At 56.7% G+C, this 19,083-nt stretch carries 14 protein-coding genes; 4 read left to right on the forward strand and 10 right to left on the reverse strand.

Features of this window, described 5'->3' with window-relative positions; genetic code table 11:
• Window positions 1-4 precede the first annotated feature (4 nt).
• Window positions 5-2,236, reverse strand: coding sequence for a GTP diphosphokinase (gene relA / locus UR289_RS16640; RefSeq protein WP_214580311.1), 2,232 nt, complete (start codon window positions 2,234-2,236; stop codon window positions 5-7).
• A 51-nt stretch (window positions 2,237-2,287) separates the two neighbouring features.
• Window positions 2,288-3,586 carry a 23S rRNA (uracil(1939)-C(5))-methyltransferase RlmD gene (gene rlmD / locus UR289_RS16645; RefSeq protein ID WP_320710976.1) on the reverse strand — a complete coding sequence of 433 codons (1,299 nt, stop codon included), beginning with the start codon at window positions 3,584-3,586 and terminating at the stop codon, window positions 2,288-2,290.
• A 57-nt stretch (window positions 3,587-3,643) separates the two neighbouring features.
• On the opposite strand from rlmD, the gene barA reads away from it, so the two are divergent.
• Entirely contained in the window at window positions 3,644-6,403 is a 2,760-nt protein-coding gene (barA, locus tag UR289_RS16650) for a two-component sensor histidine kinase BarA (RefSeq protein WP_069303255.1), read from the forward strand.
• Between the two features lie 95 nt (window positions 6,404-6,498).
• Here the strand turns inward: barA and UR289_RS16655 are convergent, their stop codons facing one another.
• From UR289_RS16655 to syd, 8 genes are all read right to left on the reverse strand, one after another.
• Window positions 6,499-7,638: a glycerate kinase gene (locus tag UR289_RS16655; protein WP_320710979.1), complete on the reverse strand. Its 1,140-nt coding sequence runs from the start codon at window positions 7,636-7,638 to the stop codon at window positions 6,499-6,501.
• A 77-nt stretch (window positions 7,639-7,715) separates the two neighbouring features.
• The gene (gene gudD / locus UR289_RS16660) at window positions 7,716-9,053 is read right to left on the reverse strand and encodes a glucarate dehydratase (protein WP_320710981.1); all 1,338 of its coding nucleotides are present in this window, start codon (window positions 9,051-9,053) and stop codon (window positions 7,716-7,718) included.
• A gap of 15 nt (window positions 9,054-9,068) precedes the next feature.
• Window positions 9,069-10,409 carry an enolase C-terminal domain-like protein gene (locus UR289_RS16665; protein ID WP_217071778.1) on the reverse strand — a complete coding sequence of 447 codons (1,341 nt, stop codon included), beginning with the start codon at window positions 10,407-10,409 and terminating at the stop codon, window positions 9,069-9,071.
• Window positions 10,409-11,764: a galactarate/glucarate/glycerate transporter GudP gene (gudP, locus tag UR289_RS16670; protein WP_023309021.1), complete on the reverse strand. Its 1,356-nt coding sequence runs from the start codon at window positions 11,762-11,764 to the stop codon at window positions 10,409-10,411. Before gudP ends, UR289_RS16665 begins: the two co-directional genes overlap by 1 nt.
• A gap of 335 nt (window positions 11,765-12,099) precedes the next feature.
• The gene (locus tag UR289_RS16675) at window positions 12,100-12,549 is read right to left on the reverse strand and encodes a flavodoxin (RefSeq protein WP_023294459.1); all 450 of its coding nucleotides are present in this window, start codon (window positions 12,547-12,549) and stop codon (window positions 12,100-12,102) included.
• 24 nt (window positions 12,550-12,573) lie between these two features.
• Window positions 12,574-13,350 (reverse strand): tRNA pseudouridine(65) synthase TruC, encoded by a 777-nt coding sequence (gene truC / locus UR289_RS16680; RefSeq protein WP_023309023.1) that lies wholly within the window; start codon window positions 13,348-13,350, stop codon window positions 12,574-12,576.
• Window positions 13,347-13,676, reverse strand: a complete 330-nt coding sequence (locus UR289_RS16685; RefSeq protein ID WP_320710984.1) for a YqcC family protein — start codon at window positions 13,674-13,676, stop codon at window positions 13,347-13,349. Before UR289_RS16685 ends, truC begins: the two co-directional genes overlap by 4 nt.
• 630 nt (window positions 13,677-14,306) lie before the next feature.
• The gene (gene syd / locus UR289_RS16690; protein ID WP_045888075.1) at window positions 14,307-14,852 is read right to left on the reverse strand and encodes a SecY-interacting protein; all 546 of its coding nucleotides are present in this window, start codon (window positions 14,850-14,852) and stop codon (window positions 14,307-14,309) included.
• 69 nt (window positions 14,853-14,921) lie between these two features.
• On the opposite strand from syd, the gene queF reads away from it, so the two are divergent.
• The 3 genes from queF (at window position 14,922) to UR289_RS16705 (ending at window position 19,055) form a co-directional block, all read left to right on the forward strand.
• The gene (gene queF / locus UR289_RS16695) at window positions 14,922-15,764 is read left to right on the forward strand and encodes an NADPH-dependent 7-cyano-7-deazaguanine reductase QueF (RefSeq protein ID WP_320710987.1); all 843 of its coding nucleotides are present in this window, start codon (window positions 14,922-14,924) and stop codon (window positions 15,762-15,764) included.
• 116 nt (window positions 15,765-15,880) lie between these two features.
• Window positions 15,881-17,245 carry a nucleotide 5'-monophosphate nucleosidase PpnN gene (gene ppnN, locus UR289_RS16700; RefSeq protein ID WP_047060004.1) on the forward strand — a complete coding sequence of 455 codons (1,365 nt, stop codon included), beginning with the start codon at window positions 15,881-15,883 and terminating at the stop codon, window positions 17,243-17,245.
• Window positions 17,246-17,759: 514 nt separating this feature from the next.
• Window positions 17,760-19,055, forward strand: a complete 1,296-nt coding sequence (locus UR289_RS16705; RefSeq protein WP_320710991.1) for an HAAAP family serine/threonine permease — start codon at window positions 17,760-17,762, stop codon at window positions 19,053-19,055.
• Window positions 19,056-19,083 lie beyond the last annotated feature (28 nt).

Raw genomic sequence — 19,083 nt, forward strand, 5'->3', positions numbered from 1 at the left:
GTGTTTAACCGCCGTGCAGACGACGCGCGTCAATCACATCCGGCACCTGGTTCAGTTTGCCAAGCACGCGGCCCAGCACCTGCAGGTTGTAGATTTCGATGGTCATATCGATGGTGGCAAGCTGCTCGCGGGTATCGCTGCGGCTGGCGACGCCCAGCACGTTGACCTTCTCGTTGGCGAGAATGGTCGTGATGTCGCGCAGCAGGCCGCTGCGGTCGTTGGCAGTGACGCGCACCACCAGCGAGTAGCCGGCAGAATAGCTCTCACCCCAGACCGCTTCCACGATGCGCTCCGGCGCATGCGACTGCAGCTCGGCAAGCTGGTCGCAGTCGGAACGGTGAATCGAAATCCCGCGTCCCTGAGTGATAAAGCCGACGATATCGTCGCCCGGAATAGGCTGGCAGCAGCGGGCAATGTGGTGCATCAGGTTACCTACGCCCTCGACCACCACGCGGCCGTTGTCTTTGCTGCGCTGCTGCGGCGCATAGGTTTTCTGCTGCAGCTGCTTCAGCGCCGCCGCGTCCTGCTCTGCCGCGCTTGGCTTATTGAACTGCGCCTGCAGGAAGTTCACCATTTGATTCAGACGGATATCACCGCCGCCAATGGCCGCTAGCAGCTCGTCAAGCTCGTTGAAGTTGTAGCGCGGCAGCAGGAATTTCTCCGCCTCTTTCAGGCTTATCCCGATATGCTCCAGCTCGTCGTCGAGGATCTGGCGACCGGCAAGGATGTTCTTGTCACGATCCTGTTTACGGAACCAGGCGTGAATTTTCGAGCGCCCGCGGCTGGTGGTGACGTAGCCCAGGTTCGGGTTAAGCCAGTCACGGCTCGGGTTGGGCTGCTTCTGGGTAATGATTTCAATCTGGTCACCCATCTGCAGCTGATAGGTGAACGGTACGATACGTCCGCCAATTTTCGCCCCGATGCAGCGGTGCCCAACATCGCTGTGGATGTGGTAGGCAAAATCGAGCGGCGTAGAGCCCGCCGGCAGGTCGACAACGTCCCCTTTTGGGGTAAAGACGTAGACGCGATCGTCAAAGACCTGGCTGCGCACTTCGTCGAGCATCTCGCCGGAGTCGGCCATCTCTTCCTGCCACGCAATCAGCTTGCGCAGCCAGGCAATGCGGTCTTCGTGGCCAGAACGCGCTCCGCCGGAGGTGCCTTCTTTGTATTTCCAGTGCGCGGCCACGCCCAGCTCGGCGTCTTCGTGCATCTGTTTGGTGCGGATCTGAATCTCGACCGTTTTGCCGCCAGGGCCAAGCACAACGGTATGGATAGACTGATAGCCGTTCGGTTTGGGGTTGGCGACATAGTCATCGAACTCATCGGGCAGATGACGGAAGTGAGTGTGTACTATCCCCAGCGCGGCGTAGCAGTCCTGCAGACGATCCGCCACGATACGCACGGCGCGCACGTCAAACAGCTCGTCAAACGCGAGGTGTTTCTTCTGCATTTTGCGCCAGATGCTGTAGATATGCTTAGGCCGGCCGTAGACTTCGGCGCGCACGTTCTCTTCTTTCATCGCCTGGCGCAGCCCGCCGACAAATTCCTCGATATAGTGCTCGCGGTCGATACGGCGCTCATGAAGGAGTTTGGCAATACGTTTATATTCCGCCGGGTGCAGATAGCGGAAGCAGTAATCTTCAAGCTCCCATTTCAGCTGACCAATCCCTAAGCGGTTCGCCAGCGGCGCGTAGATATTTGTACACTCTTTGGCCGCCAGCACGCGCTCGTCTTCCGGCGCATCCTTCACTTCACGCAGGTGGGCAATACGCTCGGCAAGCTTGATGACCACGCAGCGGAAATCATCCACCATGGCCAGCAGCATCCGGCGAACGTTATCGACCTGCTCAGAGGAGACGGAATCGGTGTGCGCGGCTTTGAGCTGGCGAATGGCCGCCATATCGCGCACGCCGTGGATCAGCGCGACGACGGATTTCCCGACGCTGTCGCGCAGCACGTCTTCGCTGACCACGTCCGCATCCGCGAGGGGGAAGAGAAGCGCGGCCTGCAGCGTTTCAATATCCATGTTCAGCATGGATAAGATTTCCACCATCTCCACGCCGCGCCACAGGAGAAGATCGGCGTCGGGATGCCCCTGCGTGGTGCGCAGACAATAGGCCCAGGTTTCGGTTAAGCGTTCACACGACTGCTGGCTGGAAATTCCCAGACTTGCGATCCATTTTTGTGGGTCAAATTCCCCAGCTTTATTGAGATGTGCACTTCTTACCGCAACCATTGTCCTCTCCTTTAGGGACCTGGGCCTGTCGAAGTCGACAAGCCAAACAAATTAGATGTGCTCGAACAACACCATCGATTCCAGATGTCCAGTGTGCGGGAACATGTCCAGCATTGCCAGACGCTGAATTTGGTAACCCGCGCTGATTAATGCCTCGCTGTCCCGGGCAAGCGTTGCCGGGTTACAGGAAACATAGACCACACGCTTCGGCGCGAGTTTAATAATATGTGCCATCACACCCGGGGCACCGGCCCGCGCCGGGTCGAGCAAAATTTTATCAAAGCCCTGTTTTGCCCACGGCTGTTGGGTGACGTCTTCCTCAAGATTTTGATGAAAGAATGTCACATTTTGCAAGCCGTTCTGCTGCGCGTTCTCCTGCCCTTTAGCCACCAGCGCCTCAACGCCTTCCACGCCAACGACGCTGGTCGCTTTTCGCGCCAGCGGCAGCGTGAAGTTGCCCATTCCGCAGAACAGATCGAGCACCCGATCGCTTTTCTGAACATCCAGCCACGTCAGCGCTTTCTCAACCATCAGTTGGTTAACGCCGTCATTCACCTGAATGAAATCCCGCGGGCTGAACGTTAAGCGTAGCCCGTTTGACGCATACCAGGGCGCCTCACCGGTAACCTGCTCAAGTATCTCGCTTTGTGGGGCAAGGAAAAGCGCCAGGTCGTGGGAATGCGAAAAGCGTTCCAGTTTTTCGCGATCTTTTTTCGACAACGGCGCGGTATGGCGCAGGACCATCAGCGGTCCATTGTTGGCCATGACCAGTTCGACATGTCCGAGGTGGCGAACGCCGTCCAGTTCAGAGAGACAGGTGCGCACCTCCGGAAGCAATGCCTCAAGATGGGGCGCCAAAATGGGGCACTGCTGCACATCGACGATGTCACTGGAACCGGCCTTGCGAAACCCCATCTCCAGCCGCGCCGTTTTTGGCTGATAGCTGAGGCTCAGGCGCGCGCGTCGCCGATAGCCCCAGGGCGCATCGGCGAGAATTTCGTTAACGTCATGTTTAAGCTGACGCGCCAGCGCGCGGCTTTTGCTTTTTTGCTGTAATTCTGTGCTCGCATGCTGTTGCTGGCAGCCTCCGCAAACGCCAAAATGTGGGCAGCGCGGCTTCACGCGCTCCGGGCTATCGTTGAGGCGGCGCTTAACCTGTCCGCGCGCGAACTGGCGTTTATCTTCCGTCAGCGTAATTTCTGCTCGTTCTGTCGGCAGTAAACCTGTTATAAACAGAGCCTTACCGTTGTGACGTGCCACTCCCTGACCAAACGGATCGAGGTCCGTGGCTTCAACAGTAATGATTTGACGCGTCGTCACGCGTCGCTTTGCAGAGTAGAATTGCGCCATCGCCGAGATTTTTCTCACATAAACATAATTATCTTAATTGTCCCATAACGGAACGCCATGACCAACTACAGCCTGCGCGCGCGCATGATGATTTTGATCCTCGCCCCCACCGTTCTCATCGGTTTGCTGCTGAGTATCTTCTTTGTGGTGCACCGCTATAACGATTTGCAGCGGCAGCTTGAAGATGCAGGCGCCAGCATTATCGAACCGCTTGCCGTTTCCAGCGAGTACGGCATGAACCTGCAAAACCGCGAATCCATTGGCCAGTTAATCAGCGTGCTCCACCGCCGTCACTCGGACATCGTACGCGCCATTTCCGTTTACGACGAACATAACCGCCTGTTTGTCACCTCGAATTTTCATCTCGATCCGGCAGCCCTGAAGATCCCGGACGGTACACCATTCCCGCGCCACCTCACCGTCTTGCGGCGCGGCGATATCATGATCCTGCGCACGCCGATCGTGTCGGAAAGCTATTCCCCCGATGAGTCAGCGCAATCCGACGCCAAATCCAGCAACAATATGCTGGGATACGTGGCGCTGGAGCTGGATCTCAAGTCGGTCCGGCTACAACAGTACAAAGAAATTTTTATCTCTGGCGTGATGATGCTGTTCTGCATTGGCATTGCGCTGATCTTCGGCTGGCGCCTGATGCGCGACGTGACGGGCCCCATCCGCAACATGGTTAATACGGTTGACCGCATCCGCCGGGGACAGCTCGACAGCCGGGTGGAAGGGTTTATGCTGGGCGAGCTGGACATGCTGAAGAACGGCATCAACTCAATGGCCATGTCGCTGGCGGCGTATCACGAAGAGATGCAGCACAACGTTGACCAGGCCACGTCCGACCTGCGCGAAACGCTGGAGCAGATGGAGATCCAGAACGTTGAGCTGGATCTGGCGAAAAAGCGCGCCCAGGAAGCGGCACGTATTAAGTCGGAATTCCTGGCCAATATGTCGCACGAGCTGCGTACGCCGCTCAATGGCGTGATCGGCTTTACCCGCCTGACGCTGAAAAGCGAGCTCAACCCGACTCAGCGCGATCACCTGCACACCATTGAACGCTCGGCCAACAACCTGCTGGCGATCATCAACGACGTGCTGGACTTCTCCAAGCTGGAAGCGGGCAAGCTGATCCTGGAAAGCATTCCCTTCCCGCTGCGCAGTACGCTCGATGAGGTGGTGACGCTGCTCGCGCACTCGTCGCACGACAAGGGCCTTGAGCTGACGCTCAACATTAAAAACGACGTGCCGGATAACGTCATTGGCGATCCGCTGCGCCTGCAGCAGGTCATTACCAACCTTGTCGGGAATGCGATTAAATTCACCGAAAGCGGTAACATCGACATCCTGGTAGAAAAACGCTCCATCAGCAGCAATAAAGTGCAGATTGAAGTCCAGATCCGCGATACCGGCATCGGTATTCCTGAGCGGGATCAGTCGCGTCTGTTCCAGGCGTTCCGTCAGGCGGACGCCAGTATCTCCCGCCGTCATGGCGGTACCGGCCTGGGGCTGGTGATCACGCAGCGCCTGGTGAACGAGATGGGCGGCGATATCTCTTTCCACAGCCAGCCGAATCGCGGTTCAACCTTCTGGTTCCATATTAATCTGGACCTCAACCCGAACGTTTTGACCGATGGCCCGGTGACGGACTGCCTGAAAGGCAAGCGCCTGGCCTACGTCGAACCTAACGCGGCGGCAGCGCAGTGTGCGCTCGATATTTTAAGCACCACGCCGCTGGAGGTGGTTTACAGCCCAACCTTCTCAGCGCTTGCCGTTGAGCATTACGATATTCTGCTGATGGGGATCCCGGTCACCTTCACCGGCGAACTGACCATGCAGCAGGAGCGGCTGGCGAAAGCCGCGTCAATGACCGACTATCTGCTGCTGGCGCTACCCTGCCACGCCCAGATAAATGCGGAGGAGTTGAAAAACGACGGAGCCGCCGCATGTCTGCTGAAGCCGCTCACCTCGACCCGCCTCCTGCCCGCGCTCACAGAGTATTGCCGTCTTAGCCAGCATGCTCTCCCGCTGATTAACGACGAGCAAAAATTGCCGATGAGCGTGATGGCGGTGGATGATAATCAGGCCAACCTGAAGCTGATTGGCGCATTGCTTGAGGACCAGGTTCAGCACGTTGAGCTCTGCACCAGCGGCGCGCAGGCGGTTGAACAGGCGAAGCAGATGCAGTTCGATTTAATCCTGATGGATATTCAGATGCCGGGCATGGATGGCATTCGGGCCTGCGAGCTGATCCACCAACTGCCGCACCAGCAGCAAACCCCGGTCATTGCGGTCACCGCGCACGCGATGGCCGGTCAGAAAGAGAAGCTGCTGAGCGCCGGAATGAATGACTATCTGGCGAAGCCCATCGATGAAGAGAAACTTCATAACCTGCTGTTACGCTATAAGCCGGGTCACATTAGCGGGACGTACACGGTTTCCAGCGAGCCGGTTGAAATCAGCGTCAACCAGAACGCGACCTTTGACTGGCAGCTCGCGCTGCGCCAGGCGGCAGGTAAACCCGATTTAGCCCGCGAAATGCTGCAAATGCTGGTCGCGTTTCTGCCGGAAATTCGCAATAAGGTAGAAGAGCAGCTGGTGGGTGAAAATCCGGAAGCGCTGCTGGAAGCGATCCACAAGCTGCACGGCAGCTGCGGGTACAGCGGCGTGCCGCGGCTGAAAAATCTTTGCCAGCTGCTGGAGCAGCAGCTGCGTGCCGGCACGCCGGAATCGGAGCTTGAACCGGAGTTTCTGGAGCTGCTGGATGAGATGGATAACGTAACGCGCGAAGCGACGAAGTTGCTGGGAAGCTGAGATAAAAGCCCGGTGGCGCTACGCTTACCGGGCCTACGATTGCGGGTGCGGCCTGATGCCCTCACCCCGATCCTCTACCACAGGGAGAGGGAGAACTACATTCCCTGCCCCACTTTCAGCACCGCCGCGATATTCCTGGCGGCCATCCTGACGTTCTCGCTGGCATTTTCCAGCGCATCTTCCAGCGAGCAGATGGTGTAAATCACGCTAAACACCGCATCAATGCCGTGATCGTGTACCACGCCAACGTCCGACGTCAGGCTGCCTGCAATGCCGATGACGGGTTTGTTAAAGCGTTTCGCCACTTTCGCAACGCCCACCGGAACTTTGCCGTGGATCGTCTGGCTGTCGATGCGGCCTTCTCCCGTGATCACCAGATCCGCATCGGCCACCTGGTCGGCCAGGTGTAGCGCATCGGTCACGATCTCAATGCCCTGGCGCAGCTCCGCGCCGCAAAAGGCGTACAGCGCGGCCCCCATGCCACCCGCCGCGCCGCCGCCAGCAAGGTTTAGCACGTCGATATCCAGATCCCGGGCAATGACTCTCGCATACTGCGCCAGCGCGTTGTCCAGGGTGACGATCATCTCGGATGTGGCCCCCTTTTGCGGGCCAAATACGGCTGACGCGCCATCCTTTCCGGTGAGCGGATTCGTCACATCACAGGCGACCTCAATCCGGCACTCCGCCAGACGTCTGTCCAGCCCGCTCAGGTCGATACGCGCGAGTTTTCCCAGCTCGCCCCCGCCCTGCCCAAGGGGCTGCCCGCTGTCGTCCAGCAGCTTTGCCCCCAGCGCCTGCACCATCCCTGCCCCGCCGTCATTGGTGGCGCTGCCGCCAATGCCGATGATGATATGCTTAACGCCTGCGTCCAGCGCGTGACGAATAAGTTCGCCCGTGCCCCACGAGGTGGTTTTCAGGGGATTACGCTGCGAAGGAACGACCAGCTCCAGGCCGCTTGCCGCCGCCATTTCAATAAAGGCACTTTGCTCGTCACCGGATAAGCCATAAAATCCTTCCACGCGCTCACCCAGCGGGCCGGTCACCGGAACATGCACAATGCGTCCCTGCGTTGCCGCGATCATCGCCTCAACCGTCCCTTCGCCACCGTCCGCGACCGGCAGCTTGACGTAAACCGCCTCGGGAAAGATCTCGCGAAAACCACGTTCTATCGCTGTCGCAACCTCAAGCGCACTCAAACTTTCCTTATACGAGTCCGGTGCGATAACAATTTTCATAAGCCATCCTTACGCATAGTCGTTACGTTAAGCATACACCACGTAAAAGACCGCTTGTGGGAGCGGTCCCAATGCGTTTATCGTACCATGCACGGGCGTTTATTGTCGAATGTCCAGTCAGGGATCAGATACTGCATCGCCATGGCGTCGTCACGCGCGCCCAGACCGTGTTTTTGATACAGCTCATGGGCTTTCATGACCTGGTTCATATCCAGCTCAACCCCCAGACCCGGCGTGGAAGGCACCTGCACCATGCCACCTTTGATCTCAAACGGCTGCTTAGTCAGACGCTGGTTACCCTCCTGCCAGATCCAGTGCGTGTCGATAGCGGTAATCGTGCCCGGCGCGGCGGCGGCAACGTGCGTGAACATCGCCAGCGACACGTCGAAGTGGTTGTTAGAGTGCGAGCCCCAGGTCAGGCCAAACTCGTGGCACATTTGCGCCACGCGCACCGACCCCTGCATCGTCCAGAAGTGCGGGTCCGCCAGCGGAATGTCGACAGACTGCAAGGACAGGGTGTGTCCCATCTGACGCCAGTCGGTGGCAATCATATTGGTCGCGGTCGGCAGCCCCGTTGCGCGGCGAAATTCCGCCATGACTTCACGTCCTGAGAAGCCTTGCTCAGCCCCACACGGATCTTCCGCATACGCCAGAACGCCTTTCAGCTGATTACCGATCGCAATGGCCTCATTTAGCGACCATGCGCCGTTCGGATCCAGCGTCACGCGCGCCTGCGGGAAACGTTTTGCCAGCGCGGTGACGGCTTCCGCCTCTTCCTCACCGGCCAGCACGCCGCCCTTCAGTTTGAAATCGTTAAAGCCATATTTGTCGTACGCGGCTTCCGCCAGGCGCACCACCGCATCCGGGGTCATCGCCTCGTCGTGGCGAAGTCGGTACCAGTCGCATTGTTCATCCGGCTGGCTCTGATAAGGCAATGGCGTCAGCCTGCGGTCGCCGACAAAGAACAGATAGCCCAGCATTTCCACTTCGCTGCGCTGCTGCCCCTCGCCCAACAGCGACGCAACGTTAACGCCCAGATGCTGACCCAGCAGATCCAGCATCGCGGATTCAATCCCGGTCACCACGTGAATGGTGGTGCGCAGGTCGAAGGTCTGCAGGCCACGCCCTCCAGCATCGCGATCGGCAAAGGTATTGCGCACGGTGTTGAGGACATTTTTATACTCACCCAGCGTTTTGCCCACCACCAGCGGAATGGCATCTTCCAGCGTCTGGCGGATCTTCTCCCCGCCCGGAATTTCACCCACGCCCGTATGCCCGGAATTGTCTTTGATAATGACAATATTGCGGGTAAAGAATGGCGCATGCGCGCCGCTCAGGTTCATCAGCATGCTGTCATGGCCCGCAACCGGAATGATTTGCATGGAAGTGACGACAGGGGTCGTAAAAGTACTCATCGTGTAATCCTTTTATCAGTGACGTCCAAAAACAGGGCGCTTACGGTCAAATGTCCAGCCGGGGATCAGGTACTGCATCGGGCCCGCGTCGTTACGCGCGCCGCCCGGTAGCTTTTTATACGCCTCATGGGCTTTATGGATCTGATCCCAGTCAATCTCCACGCCCAGGCCCGGCGCATCCGGTACGGCAATCTTGCCGTTGATGATTTCCAGCGGATTTTTCGTCAGGCGGGCTTCCCCTTCCTGCCAAATCCAGTGGGTATCGATGGCGGTCGGGTTACCCGGCGCCGCCGCGCCAACGTGGGTAAACATCGCCAGCGAAATATCAAAGTGGTTGTTCGAGTGACAGCCCCAGGTCAGCCCCCAGTCATCGCACAGCTGCGCCACGCGCACTGCACCTGAAAGCGTCCAGAAGTGAGGGTCCGCCAGCGGAATGTCGACGGCGTTCAGCATCACTGCATGACCCATTTCACGCCAGTTGGTGGCGATCATATTGGTCGCGACAGGCAGCCCGGTGGCGCGACGAAACTCGGCCATGACTTCACGGCCCGAGAAGCCCTGCTCCGCGCCACAGGGATCTTCCGCATAGGTCAGGACATCCCCCAGCCCTTTGCACAGGCTAATCGCTTCCTCCAGCAGCCAGGCGCCGTTGGGATCGACGGTGATCCGCGCATCAGCAAAGCGTTTTTTCAGCGCCCGGGCCGTATCAATCTCCTGCTCGCCGGGCAGCACGCCGCCCTTCAGTTTGAAATCCTTAAAGCCGTAGCGATCCTGCGCAGCCTCGGCCAGCCGCACCACCGCGTCGCTGGAGAGCGCTTCCTGGTGGCGCAGGCGATACCAGTCGTGATCGCCCGTGGATCGGGCCAGATACGGGAGATCGGTCTTATTGCGATCGCCCACGTAGAACAGATAGCCCAGCACGGTGACCGCATCACGCTGTTTGCCGGGCCCCAGCAGCTCGCAAACCGGAACATTGAGCGCCTTACCCAGCAAGTCGAGCAGAGCGGCCTCCAGCGCGGCGACCGCGTTGACCCGCAGTTCAAACGTCCAGGCACCTTTACCGAACGTATCAAAGTCTGCCGACTGATTGCCCTTATGCACCCGCTGAACCACCTTGTTCAGACGGGCGACCTCCTGGCCCACCACCTGCGGAATGGCATCGACCAGCGTCTGGTAGATCACCTCCCCACCCGGGGCCTCGCCCACGCCGGTATGCCCTGCGCTGTCTTTCAGCACGACGATATTACGGGTAAACCAGGCGCTATGCGCCCCGCCGATATTGAGCAGCATGCTGTCCTGCCCGGCCACCGGGATGACCTTCATCTCCGTGACGGTTGGGCTCGATTGCGTTGTCATTATCCACGCTCCGCAACAGGTTTAAGTTCGACGCGTTTGATATCCCCAACCAGCACCAGGTAACTCAGCACCGCCACCAGCGCATGCACACCTACGTAGATTAGCGCACCGTTGAAAGAGCCGGTGGTGCCGACGATGTAGCCGATAGCGATGGGCGTAACAATCCCGGAGATGTTGCCGAACATGTTGAACAGGCCGCCGCTCAGGCCGCTGATCTCTTTCGGTGCCGTATCCGCCATCACCGCCCAGCCCAGCGCGCCAATGCCTTTGCCGAAGAAGGCCATCGCCATAAAGCCGATAATCATCCATTCGGCGTTGACGTAGTTACAGAACACCATGGTCATGGAGAGCAGCATGCCGAGCACAATCGGGGTTTTACGCGCGATGTTCAGCGAGCCGGTACGGCGCATCAGCCAGTCGGAAATCACTCCGCCGAGCACGCCGCCGACGAAGCCGCAAATTGCCGGGACCGACGCGACAAATCCCGCTTTCAGAATCGACATGCCGCGTGCCTGCACCAGGTATACCGGGAACCAGGTGATGAAGAAGTAGGTTAAGGCGTTAATACAGTACTGGCCCAGATAGATGCCGATCATCATGCGCGAGCCGACGAGCTGCTTGATCTGCGCCCATTTCTGGCTGAACGGGACTTTTGCTTTTGCCGATTTCTGATCCATATTGATCAGCGCGCCGCCTTCCGCGATGTACTCCAGCTCTTTTTTGTTCACGCCAGGATGCTGGTTGGGTTCGTGGATCACTTTCAGCCAGACGAAGCTGATGACGATCCCAAGCCCGCCCATGAAGAAGAAGACGTGCGACCAGCCCACCTCATGCGTCAGCCAGCCCATGATTGGCGCGAAGATCACCGTCGCGAAGTACTGTGCGGAGTTGAAAATCGCCACCGCCGTTCCCCTCTCCTGCGCCGGGAACCAGGCAGCGACAATACGGCTGTTCCCCGGGAAGGAAGGTGCTTCCGCTAAGCCTACCAGGAAGCGCAGCGTGAAGAGCGCCACGATAATGCCGAAGCCGCTGAAGATATCGACGAAACCCTGCAACAGGGTAAACATTGACCAGATAAAGATGGACCAGAAATAGACGCGTTTAGATCCAAAACGGTCCAGCAGCCAGCCGCCAGGAATTTGCCCGATGACGTAGGCCCATGAGAATGCGGAGAAAACGTAACCCATGCCCACCGGATCAAGGCCGATATCTTTTGCCATTTCCGAACCGGCAATCGACAGCGTGGCGCGGTCACCATAGTTAAAGGATGTGACGATAAACAGCATCACCACTATCCAGTAGCGGGCATTAGTGCGCTTTTCAGCGCTGCTCGCTGCGTGGCTTAATGTACTCATTGTTGCACTCCTGAAACATAGCTTTCGCCTGGTTCATTCTGTACAGCACCGGTAGGGTAATCAGAATGAGATTGGTGTTTTGTCGTTTTGGTACGGCCTGACGCCGTTTTATAGTGACCGGAAAAGTATATGAAGGAGTGCCTCATCACCTCACCGTGCAGAAACACAGTATTAAAGGGTGTATGAGAGGTTGTTTATGGCATAAGCCCAGGGGAATGGAAGGTGGTTCACGGAATTGGCGTTTGGTGCGGGGTGTATCGCCGGGTGGCGGCTATGCCTTACCCGGCCTGAAAAACCCGCAGGCCCGCGCAAGCGAAGCGCCGCCGGGCAGAGTGTTATTTGAGAAGGGAGGCCCAGTTCTCCACCCACGGGTTCGATTCGCTTTCGGGTTCAGGATGCTCACCGGCATCAATCAGCAGCATCTCGCCGACGCGCTGGGCGCTCTGCTCCTGAAGGAGCGCATCGAACTGCTTGCCGCCGCCGCAGAAGTTGGCGTAAGAGCTGTCGCCCAGGGCAATGATGCCGTAGTGCACGTCTGGCTGATAGCCAAGCTGGTCTTTAATGCCCTGAAACAGCGGCACGATGCTGTCCGGCAGATCGCCCTGCCCGGTGGTGGAGGTCACCACCAGAATGTACTTATCTTTATACTTTTCCCAGTCTGCCAGTTCCGGGTCTTCATAGACCGTGGCTTTATGGCCCTGGCTGGCGAGTATTGCTTCAGCCTCTTCCGCTACCAGCAGCGAGTTGCCGTACATTGTGCCGACAAAAATGCCTACTTCAGCCATGATATTTTCCCATAATGAATGCGTTTACCGTTCATCCTGAACGTTGCCCGATACAAACTCAACCCTTTCATTTTCGGGGAGTTGTCCCAGCCAGCCAAACTGTGACAGCGCCTGCATCCAGACGTCGTCCAGCCCAGCACGGATAGTCAGCGGCTCGCCGGTAAACGGGTGCGTCAGGCTCAGCTCGCTGGCGTGCAGCATCAGACGATGGCAGCCAAAGTGTTCGGCCGCACTGCGGTTCTGGCGCAAATCACCGTGTTTGCTGTCACCAATAATCGGGTGGCGCAGGTGCGCAAGATGGCGTCGCAGCTGGTGCTTACGCCCGGTTTTAGGCAAAAGCTCAACCAGGCTGTAGCGTGTGGTCGGGAATTTGCTGGTTGCAACCGGCATTTCGGTCGTCGCCATGCCGCGATAATCCGTTACTGCGGGCTGCGGACCTTTGTCATCGCGGGCAAATTTATCGGCGATCTTGTCCAGCTCCTCCACCAGCGGATAGTCCAGCGTGGCGGCTTCCGTCAGCCAGCCGCGCACGATCGCGTGATAGCGCTTTTGCATCTGATGCTGTTCAAACTGCTGTGACAGCAGACGCCCCGCCTCGCTGGAAAGCCCCATCAGCAGCACGCCGGAGGTCGGCCTGTCGAGACGATGGGCGGTAAAAACATGCTGACCAATCTGGTCGCGAACGGTCTGCATCACCACCACTTTCTCATCGCGATCGAGCCAGCTTCGGTGTACCAGCCAGCCTGACGGTTTATTCACCGCCACCAGCCACTCATCCTGATAGAGGATCTCAAGCGTCATGCATCTTCACCGGTAAACAGGGCATCCAGTTTTTCCAGTTCGACCAGCATCACGTCGCGCGCAGGGTGCGTCGCCTCGAGCGCCATTTCATAGTAGGGAGAGACAGCAAACGCCTGCGGAAGCGGGTGACCGCCTTCAAGCAGGGCGTGCATGCGCGGAATTAACACCCACTGCAGCCATTCAAACGGGGCCAGCGTATCCAGGCAGAAGGGCTGAGTGCTCGCGAACGCTTCTGGCTGCGGCGCGGTCTCCTGCCACAGCTGATGTTGGCGCAAAAGGGCTTCGATGGCGTGCAACTGAGCACGAACGCTATCGTGTTGCGTCATAGTAACCTCAACTGAAAAAGTGAACGGCGCGCAGCATAGCATTGCGGAAGGCAGAAATAAAAAAAGGGAGCACTGTAAAAACAGTGCTCCCGGTTCGTTTCGCAGCATTCCAGCTACAATTCGTGCTCCCTGCTCATCCGTGACAACTTTTCCTGACGCCCGAAGGCCTGGTCATCCGTAAGCCGATGCATCCTGCACACATCCTCCTGACGTGTTTGTCTCATCCTGAAACGTCCTGGCCTTCCTGACCCACCGACCATCCTGACCGGCTCTCGTTCTCCTTCCTGGAGGTGTCCCTTACGCATCCTGCGTTATCCACTTCGCTTCATCCTGAAGCCTTCCTGCAGCGCCATCCTGACGAGTCCTGTGTGAGAAACGCCATCATCCTGATGTTCGTTTCTCGTGTCGGCGTCCTGTCGACAGAAATAGAATCCGCTATTCCGCTTCGTCTTACAACCCACCCTTTCTGGGTTGTAAGCCGTAAGAAATCCCTAAAAACAATACGATGAACAAGTAATTCGTTGAAAAATAGAGTGATATTAATCTGAATTAAATGAGGTAATACTGAATCTTCAGCGATCTCTCACAAACGTTGTAAGAGATCTCTCACACGCGCTATAGCATCAAGGATTACAGAAGTGGCTCAAGTCGGGTAAGGAAATCCGCAAGAGAGGGGGCGAGAGTCTCGCGATTGCGGGTGCCGATAGTCTCTTTAACCACTTCACCTGACAGGTTACAGACGGAGATAACGTCCAGTTCGCTGTCCAGCGTGGCAATAAAGAGCGTCGGAGAAAGCTTCAGGCGTTTTTGCGTGACCAGGTGACCAATCAGGTTTTCCTGAACACGCTGCAGATCGTCTTCGCTCCAGGTCTGCAACAGCGTCAGCGTGATATCAGCAAAGCGCGCAGGCATATCCCCTGCGAACTGCGTGGTATAAAACGCATGAACCGCTGGTTGTACCACAATGTCCATTGCCCGTTCAACCGCATTTACATTTTGCTCGCCGTCGAAAGGTTTTGGTTGCCAGATAACGTAATCGTCGACTGAAGAGATAATGCACGGCGAAGGTACGCCATACAAATCAGCACTTTGCGGCCATGTCTGGTCCTTTTCATGCCATGCGTCGCAATAGCGGGTCGTGAAGCTAGTGAGGGCATTTGCAGTTTCGATGTCCACCGATTTCTCTCTTCTTGTCAGACAGGATAAACTCAGGCCATAAGTGTACCTGTAAAGTGGCTATGAAACATGTCTTACGAAAATCATCAGGCGTTAACCGGCTTAACGCTGGGTAAATCGACCGATTACCGCGATACCTACGATGCAAGCCTGCTGCAGGGCGTGCCGCGCAGCCTGAACCGCGATCCTCTGGGCCTGCATGCAGACGCATTGCCGTTTGTCGGCGGTGACATCTGGACGCTGTACGAACTCTCGTGGCTTAACGCGCGCGGTCTGCCGCAGGTGGCTGTGGGCCACGTTGAGCTGGATTACGCCAGCGTTAATCTCGTGGAATCCAAAAGCTTTAAGCTCTATCTCAACAGTTTTAACCAGACAAAATTCAGCAGCTGGGACGACGTTCAGCACACCCTGGAACGTGATTTAAGCGCCTGCGCGCAGGGAAAGGTGAGCGTTTCACTGTATCGCCTGTACGAGCTGGAAGGGCAGCCGGTCGCCCACTTCAACGGGACCTGCATCGACGATCAGGATATTGAGGTGGAGAATTATGAATTCAGCGCCAATTACCTCGAAAACGCCGCGAGCGGAAAGGTGGTCGAAGAGACGCTGGTCAGCCACCTGCTGAAATCCAACTGCCTGATCACCCACCAGCCGGACTGGGGTTCGGTGCAGATCCAGTACCGCGGCCCGAAAATTGACCGGGAAAAGTTGCTGCGCTACCTGGTGTCGTTCCGCCATCACAACGAATTCCACGAGCAGTGCGTGGAGCGTATCTTTAGCGATATTCAGCGTTTCTGCCAGCCAGAAAAACTGAGCGTTTACGCGCGCTACACCCGCCGTGGCGGTCTGGACATCAACCCGTGGCGCACCAACACCGATTTTGTGCCAGCAACGGGGCGGCTGGTGCGTCAGTAATATAAATATTTTCACAATATGCGCGGTATCTTCCGCGCTTTAGGTTGTGAAACGCCACGCGCCAGGGCTATTGTAATCAACAGGGAAAGACGATAATCGTCCCGTAAGGAGCTCACTTGATTACACATATTAGCCCGCTTGGCTCAATGGATATGTTGTCGCAGCTGGAAGTGGACATGCTTAAGCGCACGGCCAGCAGCGATCTTTATCAACTGTTTCGTAACTGTTCACTTGCCGTACTGAACTCCGGAAGCCTGACAGATAACAGTAAAGAACTGCTGTCCCGCTTCGAAAGCTTTGATATCAACGTGCTGCGCCGCGAGCGTGGCGTGAAGCTTGAAGTCATCAACCCGCCGGAAGAGGCCTTTGTCGACGGGCGCATCATTCGTTCACTTCAGGCTAACCTGTTTGCCGTGCTGCGTGACATCCTGTTTGTTAACGGGCAGATCCACAACGCAGGCCGTTTCCAGCATCTCGACCTGGAAAGCTCGGTCCATATCACCAACCTGGTGTTCTCCATTTTGCGTAACGCCCGTGCCCTGCACGTTGGCGAAGCGCCAAACATGGTCGTCTGCTGGGGCGGCCACTCCATTAACGAAACCGAATACCTTTATGCGCGTCGGGTGGGCACCCAGCTCGGCCTGCGCGAGCTGAATATCTGTACCGGCTGCGGTCCGGGTGCGATGGAAGCGCCAATGAAAGGTGCCGCAGTGGGACACGCGCAACAGCGTTATAAAGAGGGACGGTTTATCGGCATGACCGAGCCGTCAATCATTGCCGCTGAGCCGCCTAACCCGCTGGTTAACGAGCTGATTATCATGCCGGATATCGAGAAACGTCTTGAAGCGTTTGTCCGTATCGCCCACGGCATTATCATCTTCCCGGGCGGCGTGGGGACAGCGGAAGAGCTGCTCTATCTGCTGGGTATTCTGATGAATCCGGCCAATAAAGATCAGGTTCTGCCGCTGATCCTGACCGGGCCAAAAGAGAGCGCCGACTACTTCCGCGTGCTGGACGAGTTTATCGTGCACACGCTGGGCGAATCCGCGCGTCGTCACTATCGCATCATCATTGACGATGCCGCGGAAGTGGCGCGCCAGATGAAAAAAGCGATGCCGCTGGTAAAAGAAAACCGCCGCGATACCGGCGATGCGTACAGCTTTAACTGGTCAATCCGTATCGCGCCGGACCTGCAGATCCCGTTCGAGCCAACGCACGAAAATATGGCGAACCTGAAACTCTACCCGGACCAGCCGGTGGAAGTCCTGGCTGCCGATCTGCGTCGTGCCTTCTCCGGGATTGTGGCGGGCAACGTGAAAGAGATGGGCATCCGCGCCATTGAACAGTACGGTCCGTACAAGATCCACGGCGACCCGGAGATGATGCGCCGCATGGACGACATGCTGCAGGGCTTTGTCGCTCAGCACCGCATGAAGCTGCCGGGCTCAGCCTATATTCCTTGCTACGAAATCTGCACATAACGCTCAACAGCATCTCATCAAAGCCGGGTCGCCCTGTTGCGTGTCCCGGCTTTTTTATTACCGAGGTAATTCATACGCATCACTTATGTCTTTTACAAACTATGCGCAAACGCAAACGATTACCTTGTTTTTTCAACCGTAAATTATCAGCCTTAATCCAAATTACCTGCCAGAAAATACTAAAAACCCATTTCTTTACAGCTAAAGACACCTATATCACGGGCCAGTCTTTCAGCTCACATGTCGTTGGTGGTAGCCTTCGCGCCCGTAAATTCTCTTTGACGTTTTTTTAACAGATAAATGGTCTAAAGATGCCCACATCATAAGTGGATTATTGCATTTGGGATCAGGATCACTGATAGATTCATAACTAGAATGTATCTTTCCGCCCGCCAATAGTTACGGGCGAAAATTATTAAAAAACCGTCACTGAACGAATTTCATATTACCGTCAGGCACTTTTTCATCGGATTTGACTAAAAACCTGACAATTTGCTTCCTCCAGGAGATACAGATGGAAACCACTCAAACCAGCACCGTTGCTTCGATTGAATCCCGAAGTGGTTGGCGCAAAACGGATACCATGTGGATGCTTGGCCTTTACGGCACAGCAATCGGCGCTGGTGTACTGTTCCTTCCTATCAACGCAGGCGTCGGCGGTCTGATCCCGCTGATCATCATGGCTATCATTGCTTTCCCGATGACCTTCTTCGCACACCGCGGTCTGACCCGCTTCGTGCTGTCCGGTAAAAACCCGGGCGAAGACATCACTGAAGTTGTTGAAGAGCATTTCGGCGTTGGCGCAGGTAAACTGATTACCCTGCTCTACTTCTTCGCGATTTACCCTATTCTGCTGGTCTACAGCGTGGCGATCACCAACACCGTTGAAAGCTTCATGATGCACCAGCTGCACATAACGCCGCCGCCGCGTGCGATTCTGTCGCTGATCCTGATCGTGGGCATGATGACCATCGTTCGCTTCGGTGAGCAGATGATTGTGAAAGCAATGAGCGTACTGGTCTTCCCGTTCGTTATTGCTCTGATGGTACTGGCTTGCTACCTGATCCCACAGTGGAACGGTGCAGCGCTGGAAACCCTGTCCCTGAGCAGCGCATCGGCAACCGGTAACGGCCTGCTGATGACCCTCTGGCTGGCGATTCCGGTAATGGTGTTCTCCTTCAACCACTCCCCAATCATCTCTTCTTTCGCTGTGGCGAAACGTGAAGAGTACGGTAATGGCGCAGAGAAGAAGTGCTCCAGCATCCTGGCACGCGCTCACATCATGATGGTACTGACCGTAATGTTCTTCGTCTTCAGCTGCGTACTGAGCCTTTCCCCGGCGGATCTGGCGGCAGCGAAAGAGCAGAACATCTCTATTCTGTCTTATCTGGCGAACCACTTTAACGCACCGGTCATTGCGTGGATGGCACCAATCATCGCGATTATCGCCATCACCAAATCCTTCCTGGGCCACTACCTCGGCGCGCGTGAAGGCTTCAACGGTATGGTGATTAAATCTCTGCGCGGTAAAGGCAAGAGCATTGAAATCAACAAGCTGAACAAAATCACTGCGCTGTTCATGCTGCTCACCACCTGGGCGGTAGCAACGCTGAACCCAAGCATCCTGGGCATGATTGAAACCCTGGGCGGCCCGGTCATCGCGATGATTCTGTTCCTGATGCCGATGTACGCGATTCAGAAAGTCCCTGCTATGCGCAAGTACAGCGGTCATGTGAGCAACGTCTTTGTGGTTATCATGGGTCTTATCGCAATCTCTGCGATCTTCTACTCCCTGTACACCATGTTCTGATTATCACCCGCGCCGTCTTCGGACGGCG

The sequence above is a fragment of the Enterobacter sp. 302C9 genome (assembly GCF_034106085.1).
GTDB classification, from domain to species: Bacteria; Pseudomonadota; Gammaproteobacteria; order Enterobacterales; family Enterobacteriaceae; genus Enterobacter; species Enterobacter asburiae_B.

Excerpts from the sequence above, each read along its gene's own strand:
- relA (WP_214580311.1), bottom strand. The coding sequence starts at position 2,236 with ATGGTTGCGGTAAGAAGTGCACATCTCAATAAAGCTGGGGAATTTGAC.
- rlmD (WP_320710976.1), bottom strand. The coding sequence starts at position 3,586 with ATGGCGCAATTCTACTCTGCAAAGCGACGCGTGACGACGCGTCAAATC.
- barA (WP_069303255.1), top strand. The coding sequence starts at position 3,644 with ATGACCAACTACAGCCTGCGCGCGCGCATGATGATTTTGATCCTCGCC.
- UR289_RS16655 (WP_320710979.1), bottom strand. The coding sequence starts at position 7,638 with ATGAAAATTGTTATCGCACCGGACTCGTATAAGGAAAGTTTGAGTGCG.
- gudD (WP_320710981.1), bottom strand. The coding sequence starts at position 9,053 with ATGAGTACTTTTACGACCCCTGTCGTCACTTCCATGCAAATCATTCCG.
- UR289_RS16665 (WP_217071778.1), bottom strand. The coding sequence starts at position 10,409 with ATGACAACGCAATCGAGCCCAACCGTCACGGAGATGAAGGTCATCCCG.
- gudP (WP_023309021.1), bottom strand. The coding sequence starts at position 11,764 with ATGAGTACATTAAGCCACGCAGCGAGCAGCGCTGAAAAGCGCACTAAT.
- UR289_RS16675 (WP_023294459.1), bottom strand. The coding sequence starts at position 12,549 with ATGGCTGAAGTAGGCATTTTTGTCGGCACAATGTACGGCAACTCGCTG.
- truC (WP_023309023.1), bottom strand. The coding sequence starts at position 13,350 with ATGACGCTTGAGATCCTCTATCAGGATGAGTGGCTGGTGGCGGTGAAT.
- UR289_RS16685 (WP_320710984.1), bottom strand. The coding sequence starts at position 13,676 with ATGACGCAACACGATAGCGTTCGTGCTCAGTTGCACGCCATCGAAGCC.
- queF (WP_320710987.1), top strand. The coding sequence starts at position 14,922 with ATGTCTTACGAAAATCATCAGGCGTTAACCGGCTTAACGCTGGGTAAA.
- UR289_RS16705 (WP_320710991.1), top strand. The coding sequence starts at position 17,760 with ATGGAAACCACTCAAACCAGCACCGTTGCTTCGATTGAATCCCGAAGT.